This window comes from Telluria sp. Soil_C_11 (assembly GCF_057657395.1).
Genome location: NZ_JBDGIN010000008.1, coordinates 97591 through 117165, shown reverse-complemented (window position 1 = coordinate 117165; position 19575 = coordinate 97591). Strand labels below are relative to the sequence as shown.

Genomic DNA, 19575 nt, shown 5'->3' with positions numbered 1-19575 from the left:
CTGGATCGGCGAGTGCCAATTACTCAACTGTAACGGCAAGTTCAGTGATTTGCCGGATTGGCGCCCCGGGGGGCATTGGCCAGTGCCTGATTCCCCTCGTACACCCGGCGCAGATCGGTCGTGATCTGCATTTTGTTGCGGGCGGTTTCCTCGGCGTTCTTCTTGTTCACATCGGCGACGTAGGTATTGGTCGCCTTGGACCAGGCGTCACGCTGGGCCAGCACCGCCGACGCGCTATCGCCCATCGAACGTGCGACATTCGCGAACACCTGATCGAGATGCGACTGGGTCTGGCTGATCTCCGCCGGCGTCATCATGTCGAGCACATCCTTGGGCACATGTTTCAATACCGGCGACAGGCTCTTGAGATTGGCAACGGCGCCGTTATAGCATTCCTGCCAGGTTGCCACGTCATCCGAAACCTTCTTGATTTCGGAATTCGTTTTCGAGACGACTGGAATGGTCGGCGCAGCGCAGGCGTATTTACCCGAAGTCAGATCTTCGCCTTTATATTCCTTCATCCAATAGACGATTTCATTACCTCGCGTCTCGCGGCGGTTCAGGGATTGCAGCGATTCCGCCGCATCCTTGTTGCCGGCCGCTGCCGATTTCTGGAACCAGGCAGCTGCCTTTTTCAGATCGGGTGCAGTACCGTCGCCAAACCAGTACATTTCTCCAAGGCGAAATTGTGCTTCCGCATTTCCTGCTTCTGCAAGCCGGGCATAGATAGGCAGCGCCCGTCCATATTCCTTGGCATTCAACAGTTTATTTGCCTCATTCAGATCGTCAGCAAATACAACGCCGGAAATCAGCATCAGGGATACGCACAATAACTTTTTCATCTGAATCTCCACGTTAGGGGCAATGAAGCTTCATGGTAGGTAGAGATTGCCAGGACTTCAAGCCAATATGCATAAGATCGCTGTTTATTATGTTGCGTTATGTTGCAATGATGTCGGCGATAATGCTTCGCCGAAATCGCGCAGCAAATCCTGCGTATCCTCGATCCCCACCGACACCCGGATCAGCGACTCGGCAATGCCCATGCTGGCGCGGCGCTCCGGTCCCATCTCGAAGAAGATCGTGTGCGCGACCGGGATCACCAGGGTGCGCGTGTCGCCCAGGTTGCTGGCCGGAATAGCTATCTTCAGGCGGTTCAGGTAGTCGAAGCAGTCGGTGCCCTCCTTCAGCTCGAAGCTGAACAGCGAACCATAGGCGCGGAACAATGTCGTCGCCAGGCCGTGCTGCGGGTGCGAGGCCAGGCCCGGATAGTGGACCGCGGCGACCCGTTCGTCGGCTTCCAGCATCTGCGCGAGCGCCAGCGCGTTGGCACAGGTGCGGTCCATGCGCAGGGCCAGGGTTTCGGCCCCGACCGCGATGTGGTGGGCCGCTTCCGGGGCCAGCGAGGCGCCGAAGTCGCGCAGCGATTTGGCGCGCAACTGGGCCATGCCCTGGGCCTTGGCCGGCTGCTTGCGGAAGTTCGGCGCGATGTTCGGATAGGCGCTCCAGTCGAACAGGCCGGTGTCGGTCAGCGCGCCGCCCAGCGCCATGCCGTGGCCGCCGATCGACTTGGTCAGGGAGTTGACGACCAGCCCGGCGCCCACCGCCTTCGGGCGGAACAGCCAGGGCGTGGTCATGGTGTTGTCGACCACGTAGAGAATCCCGCGCTCGCGGCACAGTTCGCCGATGCGCGCCAGGTCGGCGATCTGGGTGCGCGGATTGGCGATGGTCTCGACGAACACCAGGCGGGTATTTTCCTTGAGCGCCGCCTCGACGTTGGCGACATCGGTCGCGTCGACGAAAGACACCTCGGTGCCCTGCCCCGCCACCGTGTTCCACAGGCTGTTGGTGTTCCCGAACAGGAACGACGACGACACCACGTGGTCGCCCTCCTTCAGCAAGGCCTGCGCCAGCGCGCCGATCGCCGCCATGCCGGTGGCGAAGCACAGCGTCGCCACGCCATCTTCCATCTTCGTGATCTTGTCTTCCAGCGCCGACACGGTCGGGTTGCCTTGGCGGCCGTAGCGGAAGCCCGGTTCCTTGCCCTGGAAGACCGAGGCCAGCTGGCGCGCGTCGCCGTAGCCGAAGGCGACCGAGGTGTGGATGGGCTTGTGCAGCGAACCCTGCTCGATGGTCTTCTGGCGGTCGTTGTGGAGGATGGTGGTGGTGAAACCGTAGTTGTTCGTGTCGCTCATGTTCGTGTCGTACAAATGAAAACGGGCGCCACGGCGCCCGGTCAAGGATTATTCCGCTGCTACCGGAGGATTCAGGTTGAGCTGGGTGCGCACCAGGTCCTCGGACGATTTGCCGGAACTCTTGTGGCGGTGGCTCTCCAGCTTGTCCAGGTATTCGGGCGAGATGTCGCCGGTGATGTAGACGCCGTCGAAGCAGGAAGCCTCGACGCTGGTGAGAAGCGGGTTCACGTCCATGATGGACTTCTTCAGCGCCTCGATGTCCTGGTAGACCAGGCGGTCGGCCGTGATCTCGCGGCAGACTTCCTCGACGGTGCGGCCATGGGCGATCAGCTCGTCGCGGGTCGGCATGTCGATGCCGTACACGTTCGGATACAGCACCGGCGGCGCGGCCGAGGCAAAGAAGACCTTGCGTGCGCCTGCTTCGCGCGCCATCTGCACGATCTCGCGGCTGGTGGTGCCGCGCACGATCGAGTCGTCCACCAGCAGCACGTTCTTGTCCTTGAATTCGGCGGCGATCGCGTTGAGCTTCTGGCGCACCGACTTCTTGCGCATGCCCTGCCCAGGCATGATGAAGGTGCGGCCGATGTAGCGGTTCTTGATGAAGCCTTCGCGGTACTCGACGCCGAGCTTGAGCGCCAGCTGGATCGCGGCCGGGCGCGAGGAATCCGGGATCGGCATCACGACGTCGATCTCTTCGACCGGGATCTCCTTGCGGATCTTGTCGGCCAGGTATTCGCCCATCCTCAGGCGCGTTGCGTAGACCGAGGCGCCGTCGATCACGGAGTCCGGGCGCGCCAGGTACACGTATTCGAAGGCGCACGGGTTCAGCGACGGATTCTCGGCGCACTGGCGCGCGTGCAGCTGGCTGGCGTCGTCGATGAAGACCGCCTCGCCCGGCGCGATGTCGCGCACGAAGCGGAAGCCCAGGCCTTCGAGCGCCACCGATTCGCTGGCGACCAGGTATTCCGGGCCATTCTCGGTTTCGTTCACGCCCAGGCACAGCGGACGGATACCGAACGGATCGCGGAAGGCCAGCAGGCCGTGGCCGGCGATCTGGGCGATCACGGCATAGGCGCCGCGCACGCGCTTGTGCACCATCGCGACCGCCTTGAAGATGGCTTCCGGGTCGAGCGAGTAGCCGTTGGCGGCGGTCTGGATCTCGTGCGCCAGCACGTTCAGCAGCACTTCCGAGTCGGAGCCGGTGTTGACGTGGCGGCGGTCGATACGGAACAGCTCGTCCTTCAGCTGGGCCTGGTTGGTCAGGTTGCCGTTGTGCGCCAGCGTGATGCCGAACGGCGCGTTGACGTAGAACGGCTGCGCTTCCTCTTCGCTGGACGAACCGGCGGTCGGATAGCGGCAGTGGCCGATGCCCGAATTGCCTTGCAGCGAGCGCATGTTACGTGTGCGGAACACGTCGCGCACCAGGCCGTTGGCCTTGTACATCGAGAACATGCTGCTATGGTTGGTTGCGATACCTGCCGCGTCCTGGCCGCGATGCTGCAGCAGCAGCAATGCGTCATACAGCAACTGGTTGACGGGGGCTTGCGAGACGACGCCGACGATGCCACACATGGTGCGCTCCTAAACAGCTAATGATGAAAAATCTAAAACTGAACATGCTGCGCAAAGGCAGCAGGCAAGAAAGGCTTGACCGTGCGCGCCCCGGTTTCCGCCATGGGAGAGAGCAACGCGTTTTTCCAGAAATCCTGTTGGGGGATGGAAGTCATTCCACACAATATGACGCCGGCCAGCACGATTACAATGCCCCGGCCCAGGCCGAACAGGCCGCCGAGTCCGCGGTCGGCCAGCGACAGGCCGGTGGCTTCGATCAGTGCGCCGATCGCCAGGGCCAGCAGGCCCATCAGCACGCGCACACCCAGGAACAGTGCAATGAAGGCAACGATCAGCCTGAGCGACTCGCCCGGAATCACGGATGGTAGCATGGGCGCCAGTTTCGCGCCGAAGGCGTTCGCCACCACGAAAGCGGCGACCCAGCCGGCCAGCGACAGGATTTCCTTCACCAGGCCGCGCATGGTGCTGATGATGACCGACGAGATCAGGATGAACAGGACGATGTAGTCGAAAATCGTCACGGCTTCAGGCAGGGGTCATGAATCCCGAGAGGCCGAGGTGGCCCAGTTTGGCGCGCATCTTTTCGGCGTCTTCCTTGTTCAGCGGCCCGATCTTTACCTTGATGAGCTCGCCGGTCTTCTGGGTGTACGAATTGATGCCGGCGCCGCGCAGCCTGGCCTGCACTTCGGCCGCCTTGTCCTGGCTCGACATGGCGGCGACCTGCAGCACGAACTTCTGCGAACCGGCATCCGCCTGCCTGTCCTTCTCGGCCTTCTCGGCGGCCTTGCCTTCGAGGATGGCGAGGGCGCGGACGTCGTCATGCGGCTTGGCCGGCTTGTCCTCGCTCTTCGGCTTGACGGGCTTGTCGGCCTGCCTGCCATCGGCCTTCTCGGTCTTCTCGGCCTTGTGCTCGGGCTTGGCGGCTTCCTTGCGCTCGGCCTTGGGCTCCGGCTTGTGCTCGGGCTTCGGTTCGGCCTTGGCCTTGGGCGGCTCCGGCTTGCGTTCGGGCTTCGGCAGGTCGGCCACGCCCGGCGCCTTCGCAGTCGCCACCACGGCCGGCGCGGGAGCCGGGGCCTTGGCCGCAGGCGGCGCCTGGATCACTTCCTCGCCCTTGTCGACGCTGTCCTCGGCGGCGACGGCCTTCACGCCGCGGGCGGCGTCGCCAGCAGGGGCCGGCGAAGGCTCGGCCGGCACCGGCAGCGGTGCGGCCTTGTCCTTGGGCGGAATCTGGATCGCGATGTCGCCGGCCAGCGGCTTGGGTTGGGAGTCGAGCAGCATCGGCAGGCCGACGGCGGCGGCCAGCGCCAGCGCGATCGCACCGACCAGGCGGCGCCGTGCGCGCTTCTTCTCGGGCAGCATCGGGTCGTTGCCGGTGCCGCGTCCGCGCGTGCTGCCGGCGACGGCGCCCGCGCTCGAGGCACGTTTGGAACGGGCGCGCTCGCCGAGTGCGGCGTCGTCGTCCTTGCTGTAGAAACGGCCGCTGTCCTCGGCAGCGCGGCCTTGCTTGTTTTTACCGAAGAACGAGAACAAGCCCATGCGATGTCAGGTCAATGAAGAGAGGATTTACGGGCCGCCATCACGCCAGCCACGGTATAGAACGAGCCAAAGACCACTATTCTATCATCCTGTCCGGCCCGGCTCGTTGCATCCTGGAAGGCTGCGGCCGGGTCGGCGAAGATCTGGACCGAAAATTCGTCGGGCTTGGCGCCGGCCGGCTTCTTCGCCTCCAGCTTTGCCGCCAGCTCGGCAGGATCGGCCGAGCGCGTCGAAGGCAGCGCCGCCACGCACCAGTGGTCGACGTAAGGCGCCATGTGTTCGATGACGGCGTCGATGTCCTTGTCCTGCATGATGCCGAACACCGCATAAGTGAAGCGGTGGAAGCCCATATTGCCCAGGTTCTGGGCCAGGGTCGCCGCCGCGTGCGGGTTGTGGGCCACGTCCAGCACCGTGGTCGGACGGCCCGGCAGCACCTGGAAACGGCCCGGCAGCTCGACCATGGCGAGGCCGGCGCGCACTTCCTGTGCGCCCACCGGCAGGCGCAGGCGCAGGCTTTCCAGCGCGGCCAGCGCGGCCGAGGCGTTCAATAACTGGTTCGCGCCGCGCAGGGCCGGATAGGCCAGCGAGTTGCGGCGCTGCGAGCGGCCGCCGTAGGCCCATTGCTGCTTGTCGCCCTGGTAGTTGAAGTCGCGCCCGATCAGCCACAGGTCGGCGCCGATCTCTTCGGCATGCTTGATGAGCGATTGCGGCGGCTGCGGATCGCTGCAGATCGCCGGCTTGCCCGGCCTGAAGATGCCGGCCTTCTCGAAGCCGATCTCCTCGCGGGTGTCGCCCAGGTAGTCCTTGTGGTCGATGTCGATGCTGGTCACGATCGAGACGTCGGCGTCGATCACGTTGACGGCGTCGAGGCGCCCGCCGAGGCCCACTTCGAGGATCGCGACATCGATCTCGCTGGTCGACAGCAGATAGGCGATGGCCAGCGTGGTGAACTCGAAATAGGTCAGGTCGATCTCGCCGCGCGCATTCTCGACAACGTCGAACGCGGAAACCAGCGCTTCATCGCTGGCCATTTCGCCGTTGATGCGGGCGCGCTCGTTGAAGTCGAGGAAGTGCGGCTTGATGTACAGGCCGGTACGGTAGCCGCCCTGCAGCAGCATCGCTTCCAGCATGGCGCAGGTCGAGCCCTTGCCGTTGGTGCCGGCGACCATGATCACGGGGCAGGAAAACGCGAGGTTCAGGCGCTCCTTGACGGCGCGCACGCGGTCCAGGCCCATGTCGATATGGGTTTCGGCATGGCGCGACTCGAGCAGCGCCAGCCAGTCGGGCAAGGTGGTCGGGAAGTTTTGCATGGGGTATCCGGTATGCCAGAAAGCGCACGCGGCCGGCAGCCCGGGAAGAGCCGCCGGCCGCGCCGATGGAAACGATCAGGCGATGACGTCGGCCGGCTGGCTTTGCAGCAGGGCCAGCAGGCGCGCGATCTCTTCGCGCATCTTGCGGCGGTCGACGATCATGTCGACGGCGCCTTTCTGGACCAGGAACTCGGCGCGCTGGAAGCCTTCCGGCAGCTTTTCGCGCACGGTGTTCTCGATCACGCGCGGGCCGGCGAAGCCGATCAGGGCCTTCGGCTCGGCGATCACGACGTCGCCCATGAAGGCGAACGACGCGGAGACGCCGCCCATGGTCGGGTCGGTCAGCACGCTGATGAACGGCAGCTTCTTCTCCGACAGCTTGGTCAGCATCGCCGTGGTCTTGGCCATCTGCATCAGCGACAGCAGGCCTTCCTGCATGCGCGCGCCGCCGGTGGCGGTGATGCAGACGAAAGGCACCTTCTGCTCCAGGGCCACCTGGGCGCCGCGCGCGAAGCGCTCGCCGACCACCGAACCCATCGAGCCGCCCATGAATTCGAATTCGAAGCAGGCGACGACCACCGGCAGGCTCATGATCGAGCCGCCCTGCACGATCAGCGCATCGGTTTCGCCGGTCGCGTCCATGGCTTGCTTGAGACGGTCGGGATACTTCTTGCTGTCCTTGAACTTCAGGGTATCGACCGGCAGCGCGTCCTGGCCGATCTCATAACGGCCGCCTTCATCCAGCAGGGCGTCGAGTCGCTCGCGGGCGCGGATGCGCATGTGGTGGCTGCACTTCGGGCAGACATGCAGGTTCGACTCAAGGTCGGTACGGTACAGCACGGCTTCGCACGACGGGCACTTGACCCACAGCCCCTCGGGCATGGTCTGCTTTTTGGCGGCATCGGAGCGCTGGATCCGGGGGGGCAGCAGTTTTTCCAACCAACTCATGTGTTCTCCTTTGCGGCAATTCTGAATTGGCGGTAGTGTAGCCGTTCAATTCGGGCTTGTCGAATTCTTGCCGGTAAGACCTTAGCTTCTTAGCAAGCTTGAAACGCAGGCAGCATGCGGCCTGCGCTTCAGGCTCAGTCCGACGCGTCGTTCGAGATCGTGAACTCGATCCCGCCGATCATGCCGGCGACACCGTTATAGATCCAGGCGCCAAGGAAGGTGAAGAGGAAGCCGAAAACGGCGTACAGCAGCGGCACCCACCAGATCATGCTCCACTGCACCGGCTGGTGCATGAACAGCGTCGGCAGGGACATCATCAGCATCAGCGGAATCGAGATGACCAGGTAGAGCACGGCCATCACTTTCGAGGTCTGCAGTTTCGAGATATGGACGATCTGGGTTTTCATGTCGGCGGGGTGTGGTTGCACTGCCGACAATGTAGCTGATGTTTGCATCAAAGAAAACAAAAACCGGGGCGCATGGGCCCCGGTCGAGCAACTGGCGCGTGCGCCGGCCTAGCGGGCGTCGAGCGCGCTGCGGATGCCGGCCACGAACGCCCGCACCGCTTCCGCCCCCTGCTCCTTCGGCGTGTTCTCCAGCTCCTGGATGATGCGGCTGCCGATCACCACCGCGTCCGCCACCGCCGCCACCGATTTCGCGGTCTCGGCATCGCGGATGCCGAAGCCGACGCCGATCGGCAGCTTGACGTGTTCGCGGATCGCGGCCACGCGGCGCGCCACGTCGGCGGTGTCGATGCCGCCGGCGCCGGTGACGCCTTTCAGTGACACGTAGTAACTGAAGCCGCTGCCATGGCGCGCCACCTGCTTCACGCGTTCGACCGTGGAGGTCGGGGCCAGCAGGAAGATGAGGTCGAGGTCGTTCGCCTTCATCTCGGCGGCGAAGGCTTCGCACTCTTCCGGCGGATAGTCGACCACGATGGCGCCGTCGGCGCCCGCGGCTTTCGCGCGGCGGATGAACTCCGACGGCCCCATGCGCTCGATCGGGTTGGCGTAGCCCATCAGGACCACCGGCGTGTGCTGGTTGGTCTTGCGGAATTCAAGCACGTAGTTGAAGACGTCGTTCATGCTGATGCCGAAGGCCAGCGCGCGTTCGCAGGCGCGCTGGATCACCGGGCCTTCCGCCATCGGGTCGGAGAACGGGACGCCGAGTTCCAGCACGTCGGCGCCGCCCGCCACCAGGGCGTGCATGATAGCGACCGTCACGTCGGGGCCCGGGTCGCCGGCCGTGACGAAGGTGACGAGGCCGGTCCTGCCCTGCTGTTTCAGGGCGTTGAAGGTGTGTTCGATTCTGGACATGTCTGCTCTCTTGTTCTTGTCTGATCAACCGAAGTTCAGGCCGGCGCGCTGCGCCACGGTGTGCATGTCCTTGTCGCCGCGGCCGGACAGGTTCACCAGGATGATCTGGTCGTTCGGGAGCGTCGGCGCCAGCTTGGCCGCGTAGGCGATCGCGTGCGACGATTCCAGCGCCGGGATGATGCCCTCGATGCGGCAGCAGTCGTGGAAGGCCTGCAGCGCTTCGTCGTCGGTGATCGACACGTACTGCGCGCGCTCGATGTCCTTCAGCCAGGCGTGCTCGGGGCCGACGCCCGGGTAGTCCAGGCCGGCCGACACCGAATGGGTCTCGATGATCTGGCCGTTCGCATCCTGCAGCAGGTAGGTGCGGTTGCCGTGCAGGACGCCGGGGAAGCCGGCCGTGAGGGAAGCCGAGTGCTTGCCGCTGTCCAGGCCCTCGCCCGCCGCCTCGACGCCGACCAGCTTCACGCCGGCTTCGTCGATGTAGGGATAGAAGATGCCCATCGCGTTCGAACCGCCGCCGATGCAGGCGACCACATAGTCCGGCTGGCGGCCGGTCATCTGCGGCATCTGCACGCGGCATTCCTCGCCGATCACGGACTGGAAGTCGCGCACCATCATCGGGTAGGGATGCGGACCGGCCACGGTGCCGATGATGTAGAAGGTGTTCTCGATGTTGGTGACCCAGTCGCGCATCGCTTCGTTGAGCGCGTCCTTCAGGGTCCTGGAGCCGCTTTCCACCGGCACCACGGTCGCGCCCAGCAGCTTCATGCGGTAGACGTTCTGGGCCTGGCGCTTGACGTCCTCGGCGCCCATGTAGACCACGCATTCGAGGCCGAAGCGCGCGCAGATGGTGGCCGTCGCCACGCCGTGCTGGCCGGCGCCGGTTTCGGCGATGATGCGCGGCTTGCCCATGCGTTTTGCGAGCAGGGCCTGGCCGATCACGTTGTTGATCTTGTGCGCGCCGGTGTGGTTCAGGTCTTCGCGCTTGAAGAAGATCTGGGCGCCAAGGTTGCCGACCGCGCCCTGTTGCGACCAGCGCTTGGCGTGGTACACGGGCGACGGACGGCCGACGAAATGCGCCAGCTCGTAGCGGAACTCCTCCAGGAATTCCGGATCCTGGCTGTAGCGCGCATATGCTTCGTTGAGTTCGGCCAGCGCGTGGCTGAGGGTCTCGGCGACGAAACTGCCGCCGTAGGGGCCGAAGTGGCCGGAGGCGTCCGGCAGTTGATACTCGGGGGTCTTGAACAGACCTTTAGGGCTTTCCTTCATGGTGTGACTCGCTCATATCGGGTGATGCATCGGCAGCCCGCACCGCGTCGACGAACGCGGCAATCTTGCGGGCATCCTTGATCCCCTTGCTTTCCTCGACACCACTGCTGATGTCGACCGCAAAGGGGCGTACGCGCATCACCGCGCTAGTCACGTTTTGCACGCTCAAGCCACCACTCAAAACGACCCGAGGCGCGAGCTCTTTTGGAATAAGAGACCAATCGAAAACCTTTCCTGCGCCGCCGTAGGCGTCGACCCAGGTATCGAGCAGGAGGCTCGAGAACCAGGGGCTGGCGGCGCGGTATTGAGCTTCCGATTCTAGCAAATCGGCGGAAGATGTGTCGGGTTTGACGCGGAAGGCCCGCACGAAAGGACGTTTCACGGCATCCGCGATGGCCGCGCACTGCTCCGCTGTCTCGTCGCCATGGAATTGCAGCAGCGCGATCGGGCCGGCATCGACGGCTTCGCGGACCTGCTCCACGGTGGCGTTGACGAACAGGGCGACCCCGCTGACGAAGGGCGGCAGGGCCGGCGCCAGGGCCGCGAACCGGTCGGGCGCGATGTAGCGCGGGCTGTTCGGATAGAACACGAAGCCGAGAGCGTCGGCGCCGGCATCGACTGCGGCGCGCAGGTCCTGTTCGCGGGTGATGCCGCAGATCTTGATTCGGGTTCGTTGCATATGTTTTCAGAGCCACGGCAGCGGCGGCGTCGCCTCCTGCGGCAGCCCCCACTTCGGATCGTAGTCGATTGTAGCAAGATACAAACCGTCGGGCATGAAGGTCGGCGCGGCGGCGTCGCGCGAGCGGGCGGCCAGCACCTCGGCCATCCAGCCCGGCTCGTTGCGGCCGGTGCCCACGTAGATCAGCGAGCCGACGATGTTGCGCACCATGTGATGCAGGAAGGCCGAGGCGCGCACGGTGAACACGATCACGTCGCCGTGGCGCACGATGCTGACCTCGTGCATCTGCTTGACGGGCGAATTCGCCTGGCAGCCGGAGGCGCGGAAGCTGCTGAAGTCGTGCGTGCCGATCAGGTGCCGGGCCGCCTCGCGCATGCGCACGACGTCCAGCGGACGGAACACCCAGCCGGCGCGGTCGGCCAGCAGGGCCGACGGGTTCGGATGGTTGTACAGCACGTAGTGGTAGGTGCGCGACCGGGCCGAGAAGCGGGCGTGGAATTCCTGCCCTTCCTCATCCGGCACGACCACGTGCGCCCAGCGCACCACGATCGAATCCGGCAGGAAGGCGTTGGTGCCGCGCACCCAGGATTGCGGCGGACGCTCCAGATCCGTGTCGAAGTGGACGACCTGTTCGATCGCGTGCACGCCGGCGTCGGTGCGGCCGGCGCAGGTGGTGGCCAGCGGGGTGCAGGCAAACTTCTCGAGCGCGATCTCCAGCTGGTCCTGGACCGTGTCGCGCGAAGGCTGTTTCTGGTAACCGTTCCAGGCGGTGCCGATGTACTGGACACCCAGGGCAATTCTCGTCACGCAGTCAGCCTCACGCCAGCTGTGCACGCATCGCGTTGGCCTTCGAGACCTGTTCGCTGTTGCCGCCCTTGATGACTTCGTCGAGCAGCTCGCGCGCGCCCTCCTTGTCGCCGATTTCCTGGTACGCGATCGCCAGGTCCAGCTTGGTTTCCATCTCCATGTGCGCGGCCGACATCTCGGCCGGCGCGGCTGCGGTCACCGTTTCGGCCTCCGGCAGCGCGTGCGCGTGCTCGCCCGGCAGGTCGAGGTCGAAGCCGCCCAGATCGAAGGCCGGTTCGACTTTCACCGGCTCCAGCATATTGTGCGGGGCGTACCCGGCGGTTTCCACCGGGGCCGGGGTCGCGGTCGGCAGCCCGGCCTCCAGATCCGCCAGGCCGAACAGCTCATCCTCGAGCGACAGCGCCGGCGCCGGGTTGGCCGCCGGAGTGGCTGCAGGAGCGGCCGGCGGGGCGACCGGTTCGAGGCCGAAGTCCATGGTGTCGAGGTCGAACAGCGGATCCTTCAGCTCGGTGGCCGGGCTGGTTTCCTCCGGTGCGGCCGGCAACGGCGGCAGGTCGAATTCCCTGGCCAGGTTGGCCATGTCGAAGTCGCTGTTCGGCGCGGCGATCTCGGCAGCGGCGCTTGCGGAAGCCGGCGCCGGGATGGTGTCGTCCAGGTCGAAGTCGCCGAAGCTCAGGTCATCCGTGGCCTCGACCGGCTGGATGGCCGGCTGCGGCACCGGATTCGCGGCCGGGGCGCCGAAGTCCATGTCGAACGAGAAGTCGAGCGGCTCCTCGGCGCGCACCGGGGCTTCGGCTGCGGCCGCAGGCGGCTCGACCGGCTCGGCCGGCGCGGCGGCCGGAGCGGCATCGAAGCCGCCCATGTCGAAGTCGAGCACGTGCTCGCCGTGGTCCGCCTGGACCGGCTTCGGCTGCCCGGCCGGCACCGGCTCGAACGCCAGGCCGCCCAGGTCGAAGTCCAGGGTGTGTTCGTCCTCGGCCGGGGCCGGGGCGGCGGCCATCGTTTCCGGCTGCACGGCCGGCTGCGCCGTGCCCATGGCGCCGGCGAAGTGCTGCTCGAAGCTCATCGGCTCGTGCGCCGGGGCCGGGGCCGCGGTCAGGTCGGCGCCGAAGGCATCGTCGAAGTCCTTCGACATCAGGGTCTGCGCCTGCTCGCCGGGCGCCGGCACGGCGTCGGTCTGGGCGCCGCCGGTCGCATACAGCGGATTCAGCGGATCGATGCTCAGGCCGAGTGCGGCAGCCTGGGCCCACTCGTCGCCCTGGCCGCGGGTCATGCTGTACAACTCGCCGGCCTGGGTTTCGAAGGCGCGCTGGTCCTTGCGGGACGCGTAGATCTCGAGCAGTTTCAGGCGCACCGGATAGCGTTCCGGATGGGTGCGCAGCGCTTCCTTCAGGATTTCCTCGGCCTGGGCATCGCGGCCGTAGGCAATGTAGACGTCGGCTTCGGCCACCGGATCGACCTCGTTGGTGTCGAGCTGGCTGGCCGAGGGCGCGAAGCTGGAATTGAACACGCTGTTATTGGTGTCGACGCTCTGGCCGCCGGTCTCGGCGAACAGCGAGTGCGCCGGTTCGGTCGGCACGCCCAGGATCGACGGCTCGGGAACCAGCCTGACCTCTTTCTTCTTGCGGCGCTGGGCCACCAGCAAGCCGCCCAGCAGCAGCGCGGCGGCGCCGCCGCCGACCAGGGCCAGGTTGTCCAGGATGAAGTCGAACAGGCCCGGTTCAGGCTTGGCGGCGGGCTTGGCGGCCGGCTTGATGGTCGCCAGCTTCTTCGGCGCCGGTTTGTCCTGCGCTTTCGGGGTTGTCGGCGCGGCCGCGGCCGGCGCCGATGCGGCGTTCTGCTGCGCCTCCGCGCCGCCCTTGCTCTTGATGGTCGCCAGCTTCTCGAGGTCGCCGACATTGCGCTCGAGTTCCTTCACGCGCTGCTGGGCTTCTTCCAGCTCGCGCTGCTTGGCGATCGTGTCCTCGGTGCTCATGGTCGCGCCCTTGCCGGCCGCCGCGCCGGCAGCCGGCGCCTTCGACAGGCGCAGCTGGTCCTGGGACTCGTTGGCGGCGGTCGGGCGTTCCTCGACCTTGGCGGTGATCTTGCCGCCGGCGCTCTGGCCCGCCTGCGGGGCCTTGACCGGTTCGGCGGCGCCGACCTGGCCGGCCAGCTTGTTGCGGTAGGCGTTGAAGTCGGCCGCATGGGCGACCACGACGCCATGGGCTTCGCCGTCGTTCAGCGACTGCACGCTGCCGGCGTCCGGCACCGACAGGATGCGGCCCGACTTCAGGCGGTTCATGTTATTGCCGATGAAGGCATCGGGATTCGCGCGGTACAGCGCCACCAGCATCATGTCGAGCGAGACGTCGACCGGCTTGAGCTGGGCGGCGATGCGGCCCAGGCTGTCGCCCGGCTTGACGCGGTAGCTCGAGGCGCCGGCGGACCGGCCAGCCGGCGCAGTGTCCGCCTCCTCTGCCGCGCGCGCACGGCCGCGGCGCGGGCGTTCCGCTGCCGCCGGGGCTGCCGGCGCGGCTGCGGCCGGCGCCGTGCTGTCCACGCGCGGACGCGCGGCCGGCGCTTCGCTCGCCGCCACCTGCGCCGACTGGGTCGCGCGCAGTTCGGCCGGATCGAGCAGGAAGGTGTATTCGCGCACCAGGCGGCCGTTATTCCAGCTCAGCTCCAGCAGCATGTCGACGAAAGGCTCGTTCAGCGGCTGGGTCGAGGTCACGCGGATGAACTGGCGGCCGTTGCGCTGCTCGACCGCGAAACGCAGCGACAGCAGGGCCGGATTGAATTCGATGTTCGCGGTGCGGAAGGCTTCCGGCGAAGCCAGCTTGGCCACCAGGCCCGACGCCTCGTCGCTGGACACCGCCGTCAACTCGATCTCGGCGCGCAAGGGCTGGCCAAGCGCGGATAGCACGGTCAATTTGCCGAGGCCTGCCGCGTGGGCAGCCGAGCTCAGTACCAACGCACTGGCAACCGCCGCGGTGAGCTTCTTCAGCGCGGACGACTTCATCGAGGGACGGTGAGTGGAATGCATATTTCGACTGAATGAGTTGAGCGGGGAGGCTTGCCCGGAGGTCTCAGCAACATAGCATCATGCACTAGGGCATGCAAGCTCTACGGAAGGAAACATTCAGCATCCGTGAGATATGTAGACTGTCTATTCATCCAAGTGATGTTTTTAGGGTCAAACCATGACATTTCGTTAGCATCTGTTGCAATGTCGATCACAGCGCTGGAATAACAAAAAGGCGGCCGAAGCCGCCTTATTCTACCCTGTCGATTATCCGGATTACTTGTCCAGGACGATACGCAGCATGCGGCGCAGCGGTTCGGCGGCGCCCCACAGCAACTGGTCGCCAACGGTGAAGGCCGAGATGTATTCCGGACCCATCGACATCTTGCGCACGCGGCCAACCGGAATGGTCAGGCTGCCGGTGACGGCGGCCGGGGTCAGGTCGCGCACCGAGTCTTCGCGGGTGTTCGGCACGAACTTCACCCACTGGTTGTCGTTGGCGATGATATCGTTGATCTCGTCCAGCGGTACGTCTTTCTTCAGCTTGATGGTCAGTGCCTGCGAATGGCAGCGCATGGCGCCGATGCGCACGCACAGGCCGTCGACCGGGATCACGTTGCCCGTGGTCGCGGTGCGGCCGAGGATCTTGTTGGTCTCGGCGCCGCCCTTCCACTCTTCCTTCGACTGGCCGTTGCCCAGGTCCTTGTCGATCCACGGGATCAGGTTGCCGCCCAGCGGGACGCCGAACTGCCTGGTCTCTTCAGCCGACATGCCGTGCTGGGTCGCCAGCACGGTGCGGTCGATCTCGAGGATGGCCGAGGCCGGATCGTCCAGCAGCGGCTTGACGGCCGCGTTGATGGTGCCGAACTGGGTCAGCAGTTCGCGCATGTGCTGGGCGCCGCCGCCCGATGCTGCCTGGTAGGTCATGGAGGTCATCCAGTCGACCAGGTCGTGCTTGAACAGGCCGCCCAGGCCCATCAGCATGCAGGACACGGTGCAGTTACCGCCGATGAAGTTCTTGACGCCGCGCGTCATCGCGTCCTTGATGACGTTCAGGTTGACCGGATCGAGCACGATCACGGCGTCGTCGTTCATGCGCAGGGTCGAGGCGGCGTCGATCCAGTAGCCGTTCCAGCCTGCCGCGCGCAGCTGCGGGAACACCTCGGTGGTGTAGTCGCCGCCCTGGCACGAAATGATGATCTCGCACTTCGACAGCTCGGCGATATCGGTCGCGCTTTTCAGCTTGGTCTCGTTCTTCGCCATGGCCGGCGCAGCGCCGCCCGGGTTCGAGGTGGTGAAGAACACCGGCTCGATATGCTCGAAATCGCCCTCATCCTGCATGCGCTTCATGAGGACCGATCCGACCATGCCGCGCCAACCAACCAGACCTACTAGTTTCATAACCTTCCCTTTTCCAATTCGATATGCACCGTACAAAACGGGTACTTACACTACCATGCTTTTGCTGCGCCTGCACATCATGCCAACGCTTTTACGACCGCATCGCCCATCTGTCCGGTACCGACGCGGGTCGTGCCTTCCTCGTAGATGTCCGGCGTGCGCAGGCCCTGGGCCAGCACGGCCTTGACGGCGTTCTCGATGCGCTCGGCCTGCTCCGGCTTGCCGAGCGAGAAGCGCAGCATCATCGCGGCCGACAGGATGGTCGCCAGCGGATTGGCCACGTCCTTGCCGGCGATGTCCGGCGCCGAACCGTGCGAGGGCTCGTACAGGCCCTTGTTGTTCGCATCCAGCGAGGCCGACGGCAGCATGCCGATCGAACCGGTCAGCATCGCCGCCGCGTCCGACAGGATGTCGCCGAACATGTTGCCGGTGACGATGACGTCGAACTTCTTCGGCGCGCGCACCAGCTGCATCGCGGCGTTGTCGACGTACATGTGCTCGAGCTCGACGTCCTGGTATTCCTTGTGCACCTCGGTGACGATGTCGCGCCAGAACTGGAAGGTTTCCAGCACGTTGGCCTTGTCGACGCTGGTCACGCGCGAACCGCGCTTGCGGGCCGCCTGGAAGGCGACGTGGGCGATGCGGCGGATCTCGCCTTCCGCGTAGCGCATGGTGTCGAAGCCTTCGCGCTGGCCCGCGAACGGACCGTCCGGGCATTCGCGCACGCCGCGCGGCTTGCCGAAATAGATGTCGCCGGTCAGCTCGCGGATGATCAGGATGTCCAGGCCGGACACGACTTCCGGCTTGAGCGTCGATGCGCCCGCCAGTTCCGGATACAGGATCGCCGGGCGCAGGTTGGCGAACAGGCCGAGTTCGCGGCGCAGGCCGAGGATGGCCTGCTCGGGGCGCAGCGCGCGCTCCAGGCTGTCGTACTGGTAGTCGCCGACGGCGCCGAACAGCACCGCGTCGGCGGCCTTGGCCAGCGCCAGCGTCCCTTGCGGCAGCGGGTGCCCGTGGGCCGCGTAGCCGGCGCCGCCGACTTCCGCGCTTTCCAGCTCGAATTTTTCATCGAGTGCGTTCAGGACCTTGACGGCCTGCGCCATGATTTCGGGACCGATGCCGTCGCCCGGCAGGATGGCAATCTTCATAGGACGCTTTCTCAGATGGTGTTGGCGAGCCAGGGCTGGGCTGCTAGGCGCCGCTCTTCGAAGGCGCGGATCTCGTCGGCGTGGCGCAGGGTCAGGCCGATGTCGTCCAGGCCGTTCAGCAGGCAGTACTTGCGGAATTCGTCGATGGCGAAGCCGAACGCCAGGCGGCCATCCGGCGTGCGGATGACCTGCTGCTCGAGGTCGACCACCAGCCTGAATCCGGGGAAGGCCTTCACCTCATCGAACAGCTGGTCGACCTGCTGTTCGCTCAGCACGATCGGCAGCAGCCCGCTCTTGTAGCAGTTGTTGAAGAAGATGTCGGCGAAGCTGGGCGCGACGATGGCGCGGAAGCCGTACTGCTGCAGGGCCCAGGGCGCGTGCTCGCGCGAGGAGCCGCAACCGAAGTTCTTGCGGGCCAACAGGATGGAAGCATCCTGGTAACGCGGCTGGTTCAGCACGAAGTCCGGATTCAACGGACGGCGGCTGTTGTCCATGCCGGGTTCGCCATGGTCCAGGTAGCGCCATTCGTCGAACAGGTTGGGGCCGAAGCCGGTGCGGCGGATCGACTTGAGGAACTGCTTGGGGATGATGGCGTCGGTGTCGACGTTGGCGCGGTCGAGCGGCGCCACCAGTCCGTCGTGTACGGTGAATTTTTCCATGGTCTGCTTCCAACTGCTGGTCAACGGGGTGCCCTGACCCCGATAAGTTATTTTCCGCCCGCGCCAGTAATCACCTGGCCAACCTTCTGCACGTCCTTGCCGACGCCGGAGATGGTGTTGCAGCCAGTGACAACGAATGCGATGAGTGCGAGAGCGAGTGCTTTTTTCATGGTATCCCTAATATTGATGTCATGTTCCGGCCGGAGTGATCGACCCCGGCTGGCGTGGTTGCGGCGCTGGTGGCGCCTGGGGTGGTTAACTACTTTTTCGGCTGAGCACCGGGGTCAGAGTCCCTGAAAACCTAAACCGGACTCTGACCCCTCGACACGTCGACGAAGTGGCCCGCGATGCCCGCAGCGGCAGCCATCGCCGGCGACACCAGGTGGGTGCGTCCGCCCTGCCCCTGGCGGCCCTCGAAGTTGCGGTTCGAGGTCGAGGCGCAGCGCTCGCCCGGTTCGAGGCGGTCGGCGTTCATCGCCAGGCACATCGAGCAGCCCGGCTCGCGCCATTCGAAGCCGGCGGCCTTGAAGATCTGGTCGAGGCCTTCGCGCTCGGCCTGTTCCTTGACCAGGCCCGAACCCGGCACCACCATCGCCAGCTTCACGTTCGACGCGCGCTGGCGGCCGCGCACCACGGCGGCGGCGGCGCGCAGGTCCTCGATGCGCGAGTTGGTGCAGGAGCCGATGAAGACCTTGTCGATGCGGATGTTCTCGATCGGCGTGTTCGGCTTCAGGTCCATGTAGACCAGCGCCTTTTCCATGGCGTCGCGCTTGACCGGGTCGCGTTCCTTGTCCGGGTCCGGCACGCGGCCGTCGACCGTGGTCACCATCTCGGGCGAGGTGCCCCAGGTAACCTGCGGACGGATCTCGGCCGCGTTGAGGGTCACGACCATGTCGAATTTCGCGCCCGGATCGGTGTGCAGGGTGCGCCAGTAGCTGACCGCCTGCTCCCAATGCGGTCCGCTAGGGGCGAAGGGACGGCCCTTGACGTAGTCGATGGTGGTGTCGTCCACTGCGACCATGCCAGCGCGCGCGCCCGCCTCGATCGCCATGTTACAGACCGTCATCCGGCCTTCCATCGACAGCGCGCGGATGGTCGAGCCGGCGAATTCGATCGCGTAGCCGGTGCCGCCGGCGGTGCCGATCTTGCCGATCACGGCCAGCACGATGTCCTTCGCGGTGACGCCGGCCGGCAGCGCGCCGTCGACCTGCACCAGCATCGATTTCGATTTTTTCGCCAGCAGGGTCTGGGTGGCCATCACGTGTTCGACTTCCGAGGTGCCGATGCCGTGCGCCAGGCAGCCGAAGGCGCCGTGGGTCGAGGTGTGCGAGTCGCCGCACACGACCGTCATGCCGGGCAGCGTGGCGCCCTGCTCCGGCCCGATCACGTGGACGATGCCCTGGCGCTTGTCGTTCATGTTGAAGTAGGTGACCCCGAACGCCTTCGCGTTGCTGTCGAGGGTCTCGACCTGCAGGCGCGAGGTCGGATCCGCGATGCCGTGGCTGCGGTCGGTGGTCGGCACGTTGTGGTCGGCTACGGCAAGGTTGGCGGAGGTGCGCCATAGCGGGCGGTCCGCCACGCGCAGGCCTTCGAACGCCTGCGGGCTGGTGACTTCGTGGACCAGGTGACGGTCGATATAAAGCACGGTGGTGCCATCCGCGTCGGCACGCACGACATGCGAATCCCAGAGTTTGTCGTAGAGCGTTTTTAACATGATGATTCCGTAGAGACAGC

18 protein-coding genes are annotated in these 19575 nt (G+C 65.5%); all 18 read right to left on the bottom strand.

Annotation, left to right across the window (positions count from 1 at the left end; translation table 11 throughout):
- Positions 1-41: 41 nt before the first annotated feature.
- A complete protein-coding gene (locus tag AC3A6M_RS15090; RefSeq protein WP_487853537.1) occupies positions 42-842 on the bottom strand; it encodes a tetratricopeptide repeat protein in 801 nt (266 codons plus the stop codon).
- An 87-nt stretch (positions 843-929) separates the two neighbouring features.
- Entirely contained in the window at positions 930-2195 is a 1266-nt protein-coding gene (locus tag AC3A6M_RS15085) for a cystathionine gamma-synthase family protein (protein WP_487853536.1), read from the bottom strand.
- Between the two features lie 48 nt (positions 2196-2243).
- Positions 2244-3767 carry an amidophosphoribosyltransferase gene (purF, locus tag AC3A6M_RS15080; RefSeq protein WP_487853535.1) on the bottom strand — a complete coding sequence of 508 codons (1524 nt, stop codon included), beginning with the start codon at positions 3765-3767 and terminating at the stop codon, positions 2244-2246.
- Between the two features lie 32 nt (positions 3768-3799).
- Positions 3800-4288 (bottom strand): CvpA family protein, encoded by a 489-nt coding sequence (locus AC3A6M_RS15075; RefSeq protein ID WP_487853534.1) that lies wholly within the window; start codon positions 4286-4288, stop codon positions 3800-3802.
- 4 nt (positions 4289-4292) lie between these two features.
- On the bottom strand, positions 4293-5303 hold the full coding sequence (locus AC3A6M_RS15070) for an SPOR domain-containing protein (protein WP_487853533.1): 1011 nt from the start codon (positions 5301-5303) through the stop codon (positions 4293-4295).
- A gap of 11 nt (positions 5304-5314) precedes the next feature.
- Complete coding sequence (gene folC, locus AC3A6M_RS15065; protein ID WP_487853532.1) at positions 5315-6613, bottom strand: bifunctional tetrahydrofolate synthase/dihydrofolate synthase; 1299 nt, start codon at positions 6611-6613, stop codon at positions 5315-5317.
- 75 nt (positions 6614-6688) lie between these two features.
- Complete coding sequence (gene accD / locus AC3A6M_RS15060; protein WP_487853531.1) at positions 6689-7561, bottom strand: acetyl-CoA carboxylase, carboxyltransferase subunit beta; 873 nt, start codon at positions 7559-7561, stop codon at positions 6689-6691.
- A gap of 134 nt (positions 7562-7695) precedes the next feature.
- The gene (locus AC3A6M_RS15055) at positions 7696-7968 is read right to left on the bottom strand and encodes a hypothetical protein (protein WP_487853530.1); all 273 of its coding nucleotides are present in this window, start codon (positions 7966-7968) and stop codon (positions 7696-7698) included.
- Between the two features lie 108 nt (positions 7969-8076).
- Positions 8077-8877 (bottom strand): tryptophan synthase subunit alpha, encoded by an 801-nt coding sequence (gene trpA / locus AC3A6M_RS15050; RefSeq protein ID WP_487853529.1) that lies wholly within the window; start codon positions 8875-8877, stop codon positions 8077-8079.
- 24 nt (positions 8878-8901) lie between these two features.
- A complete protein-coding gene (gene trpB / locus AC3A6M_RS15045; protein WP_487853528.1) occupies positions 8902-10146 on the bottom strand; it encodes a tryptophan synthase subunit beta in 1245 nt (414 codons plus the stop codon).
- Positions 10130-10825, bottom strand: coding sequence for a phosphoribosylanthranilate isomerase (locus AC3A6M_RS15040; RefSeq protein WP_487853527.1), 696 nt, complete (start codon positions 10823-10825; stop codon positions 10130-10132). Before AC3A6M_RS15040 ends, trpB begins: the two co-directional genes overlap by 17 nt.
- A gap of 6 nt (positions 10826-10831) precedes the next feature.
- Positions 10832-11632, bottom strand: coding sequence for a tRNA pseudouridine(38-40) synthase TruA (gene truA / locus AC3A6M_RS15035; protein ID WP_487853526.1), 801 nt, complete (start codon positions 11630-11632; stop codon positions 10832-10834).
- Between the two features lie 10 nt (positions 11633-11642).
- Positions 11643-14654 (bottom strand): motility hub landmark protein FimV, encoded by a 3012-nt coding sequence (locus AC3A6M_RS15030; RefSeq protein ID WP_487853525.1) that lies wholly within the window; start codon positions 14652-14654, stop codon positions 11643-11645.
- Between the two features lie 255 nt (positions 14655-14909).
- Positions 14910-16034 (bottom strand): aspartate-semialdehyde dehydrogenase, encoded by a 1125-nt coding sequence (gene asd, locus AC3A6M_RS15025; protein WP_487853524.1) that lies wholly within the window; start codon positions 16032-16034, stop codon positions 14910-14912.
- Positions 16035-16111: 77 nt separating this feature from the next.
- A complete protein-coding gene (leuB, locus tag AC3A6M_RS15020; RefSeq protein ID WP_487853523.1) occupies positions 16112-17182 on the bottom strand; it encodes a 3-isopropylmalate dehydrogenase in 1071 nt (356 codons plus the stop codon).
- 11 nt (positions 17183-17193) lie between these two features.
- Entirely contained in the window at positions 17194-17841 is a 648-nt protein-coding gene (gene leuD / locus AC3A6M_RS15015; RefSeq protein WP_487853522.1) for a 3-isopropylmalate dehydratase small subunit, read from the bottom strand.
- A 47-nt stretch (positions 17842-17888) separates the two neighbouring features.
- A complete protein-coding gene (locus tag AC3A6M_RS15010; protein ID WP_109370449.1) occupies positions 17889-18011 on the bottom strand; it encodes an entericidin A/B family lipoprotein in 123 nt (40 codons plus the stop codon).
- Between the two features lie 131 nt (positions 18012-18142).
- Entirely contained in the window at positions 18143-19555 is a 1413-nt protein-coding gene (gene leuC, locus AC3A6M_RS15005) for a 3-isopropylmalate dehydratase large subunit (protein ID WP_487853521.1), read from the bottom strand.
- Between the last annotated feature and the right edge of the window lie 20 nt (positions 19556-19575).

Excerpts from the sequence above, each read along its gene's own strand:
- leuD (WP_487853522.1), bottom strand. The coding sequence starts at position 17,841 with ATGGAAAAATTCACCGTACACGACGGACTGGTGGCGCCGCTCGACCGC.
- leuC (WP_487853521.1), bottom strand. The coding sequence starts at position 19,555 with ATGTTAAAAACGCTCTACGACAAACTCTGGGATTCGCATGTCGTGCGT.
- AC3A6M_RS15070 (WP_487853533.1), bottom strand. The coding sequence starts at position 5,303 with ATGGGCTTGTTCTCGTTCTTCGGTAAAAACAAGCAAGGCCGCGCTGCC.
- AC3A6M_RS15010 (WP_109370449.1), bottom strand. The coding sequence starts at position 18,011 with ATGAAAAAAGCACTCGCTCTCGCACTCATCGCATTCGTTGTCACTGGC.
- asd (WP_487853524.1), bottom strand. The coding sequence starts at position 16,034 with ATGAAACTAGTAGGTCTGGTTGGTTGGCGCGGCATGGTCGGATCGGTC.
- AC3A6M_RS15085 (WP_487853536.1), bottom strand. The coding sequence starts at position 2,195 with ATGAGCGACACGAACAACTACGGTTTCACCACCACCATCCTCCACAAC.
- accD (WP_487853531.1), bottom strand. The coding sequence starts at position 7,561 with ATGAGTTGGTTGGAAAAACTGCTGCCCCCCCGGATCCAGCGCTCCGAT.
- AC3A6M_RS15040 (WP_487853527.1), bottom strand. The coding sequence starts at position 10,825 with ATGCAACGAACCCGAATCAAGATCTGCGGCATCACCCGCGAACAGGAC.
- leuB (WP_487853523.1), bottom strand. The coding sequence starts at position 17,182 with ATGAAGATTGCCATCCTGCCGGGCGACGGCATCGGTCCCGAAATCATG.
- AC3A6M_RS15030 (WP_487853525.1), bottom strand. The coding sequence starts at position 14,654 with ATGCATTCCACTCACCGTCCCTCGATGAAGTCGTCCGCGCTGAAGAAG.
- purF (WP_487853535.1), bottom strand. The coding sequence starts at position 3,767 with ATGTGTGGCATCGTCGGCGTCGTCTCGCAAGCCCCCGTCAACCAGTTG.
- AC3A6M_RS15090 (WP_487853537.1), bottom strand. The coding sequence starts at position 842 with ATGAAAAAGTTATTGTGCGTATCCCTGATGCTGATTTCCGGCGTTGTA.
- folC (WP_487853532.1), bottom strand. The coding sequence starts at position 6,613 with ATGCAAAACTTCCCGACCACCTTGCCCGACTGGCTGGCGCTGCTCGAG.
- AC3A6M_RS15055 (WP_487853530.1), bottom strand. The coding sequence starts at position 7,968 with ATGAAAACCCAGATCGTCCATATCTCGAAACTGCAGACCTCGAAAGTG.
- trpA (WP_487853529.1), bottom strand. The coding sequence starts at position 8,877 with ATGTCCAGAATCGAACACACCTTCAACGCCCTGAAACAGCAGGGCAGG.
- trpB (WP_487853528.1), bottom strand. The coding sequence starts at position 10,146 with ATGAAGGAAAGCCCTAAAGGTCTGTTCAAGACCCCCGAGTATCAACTG.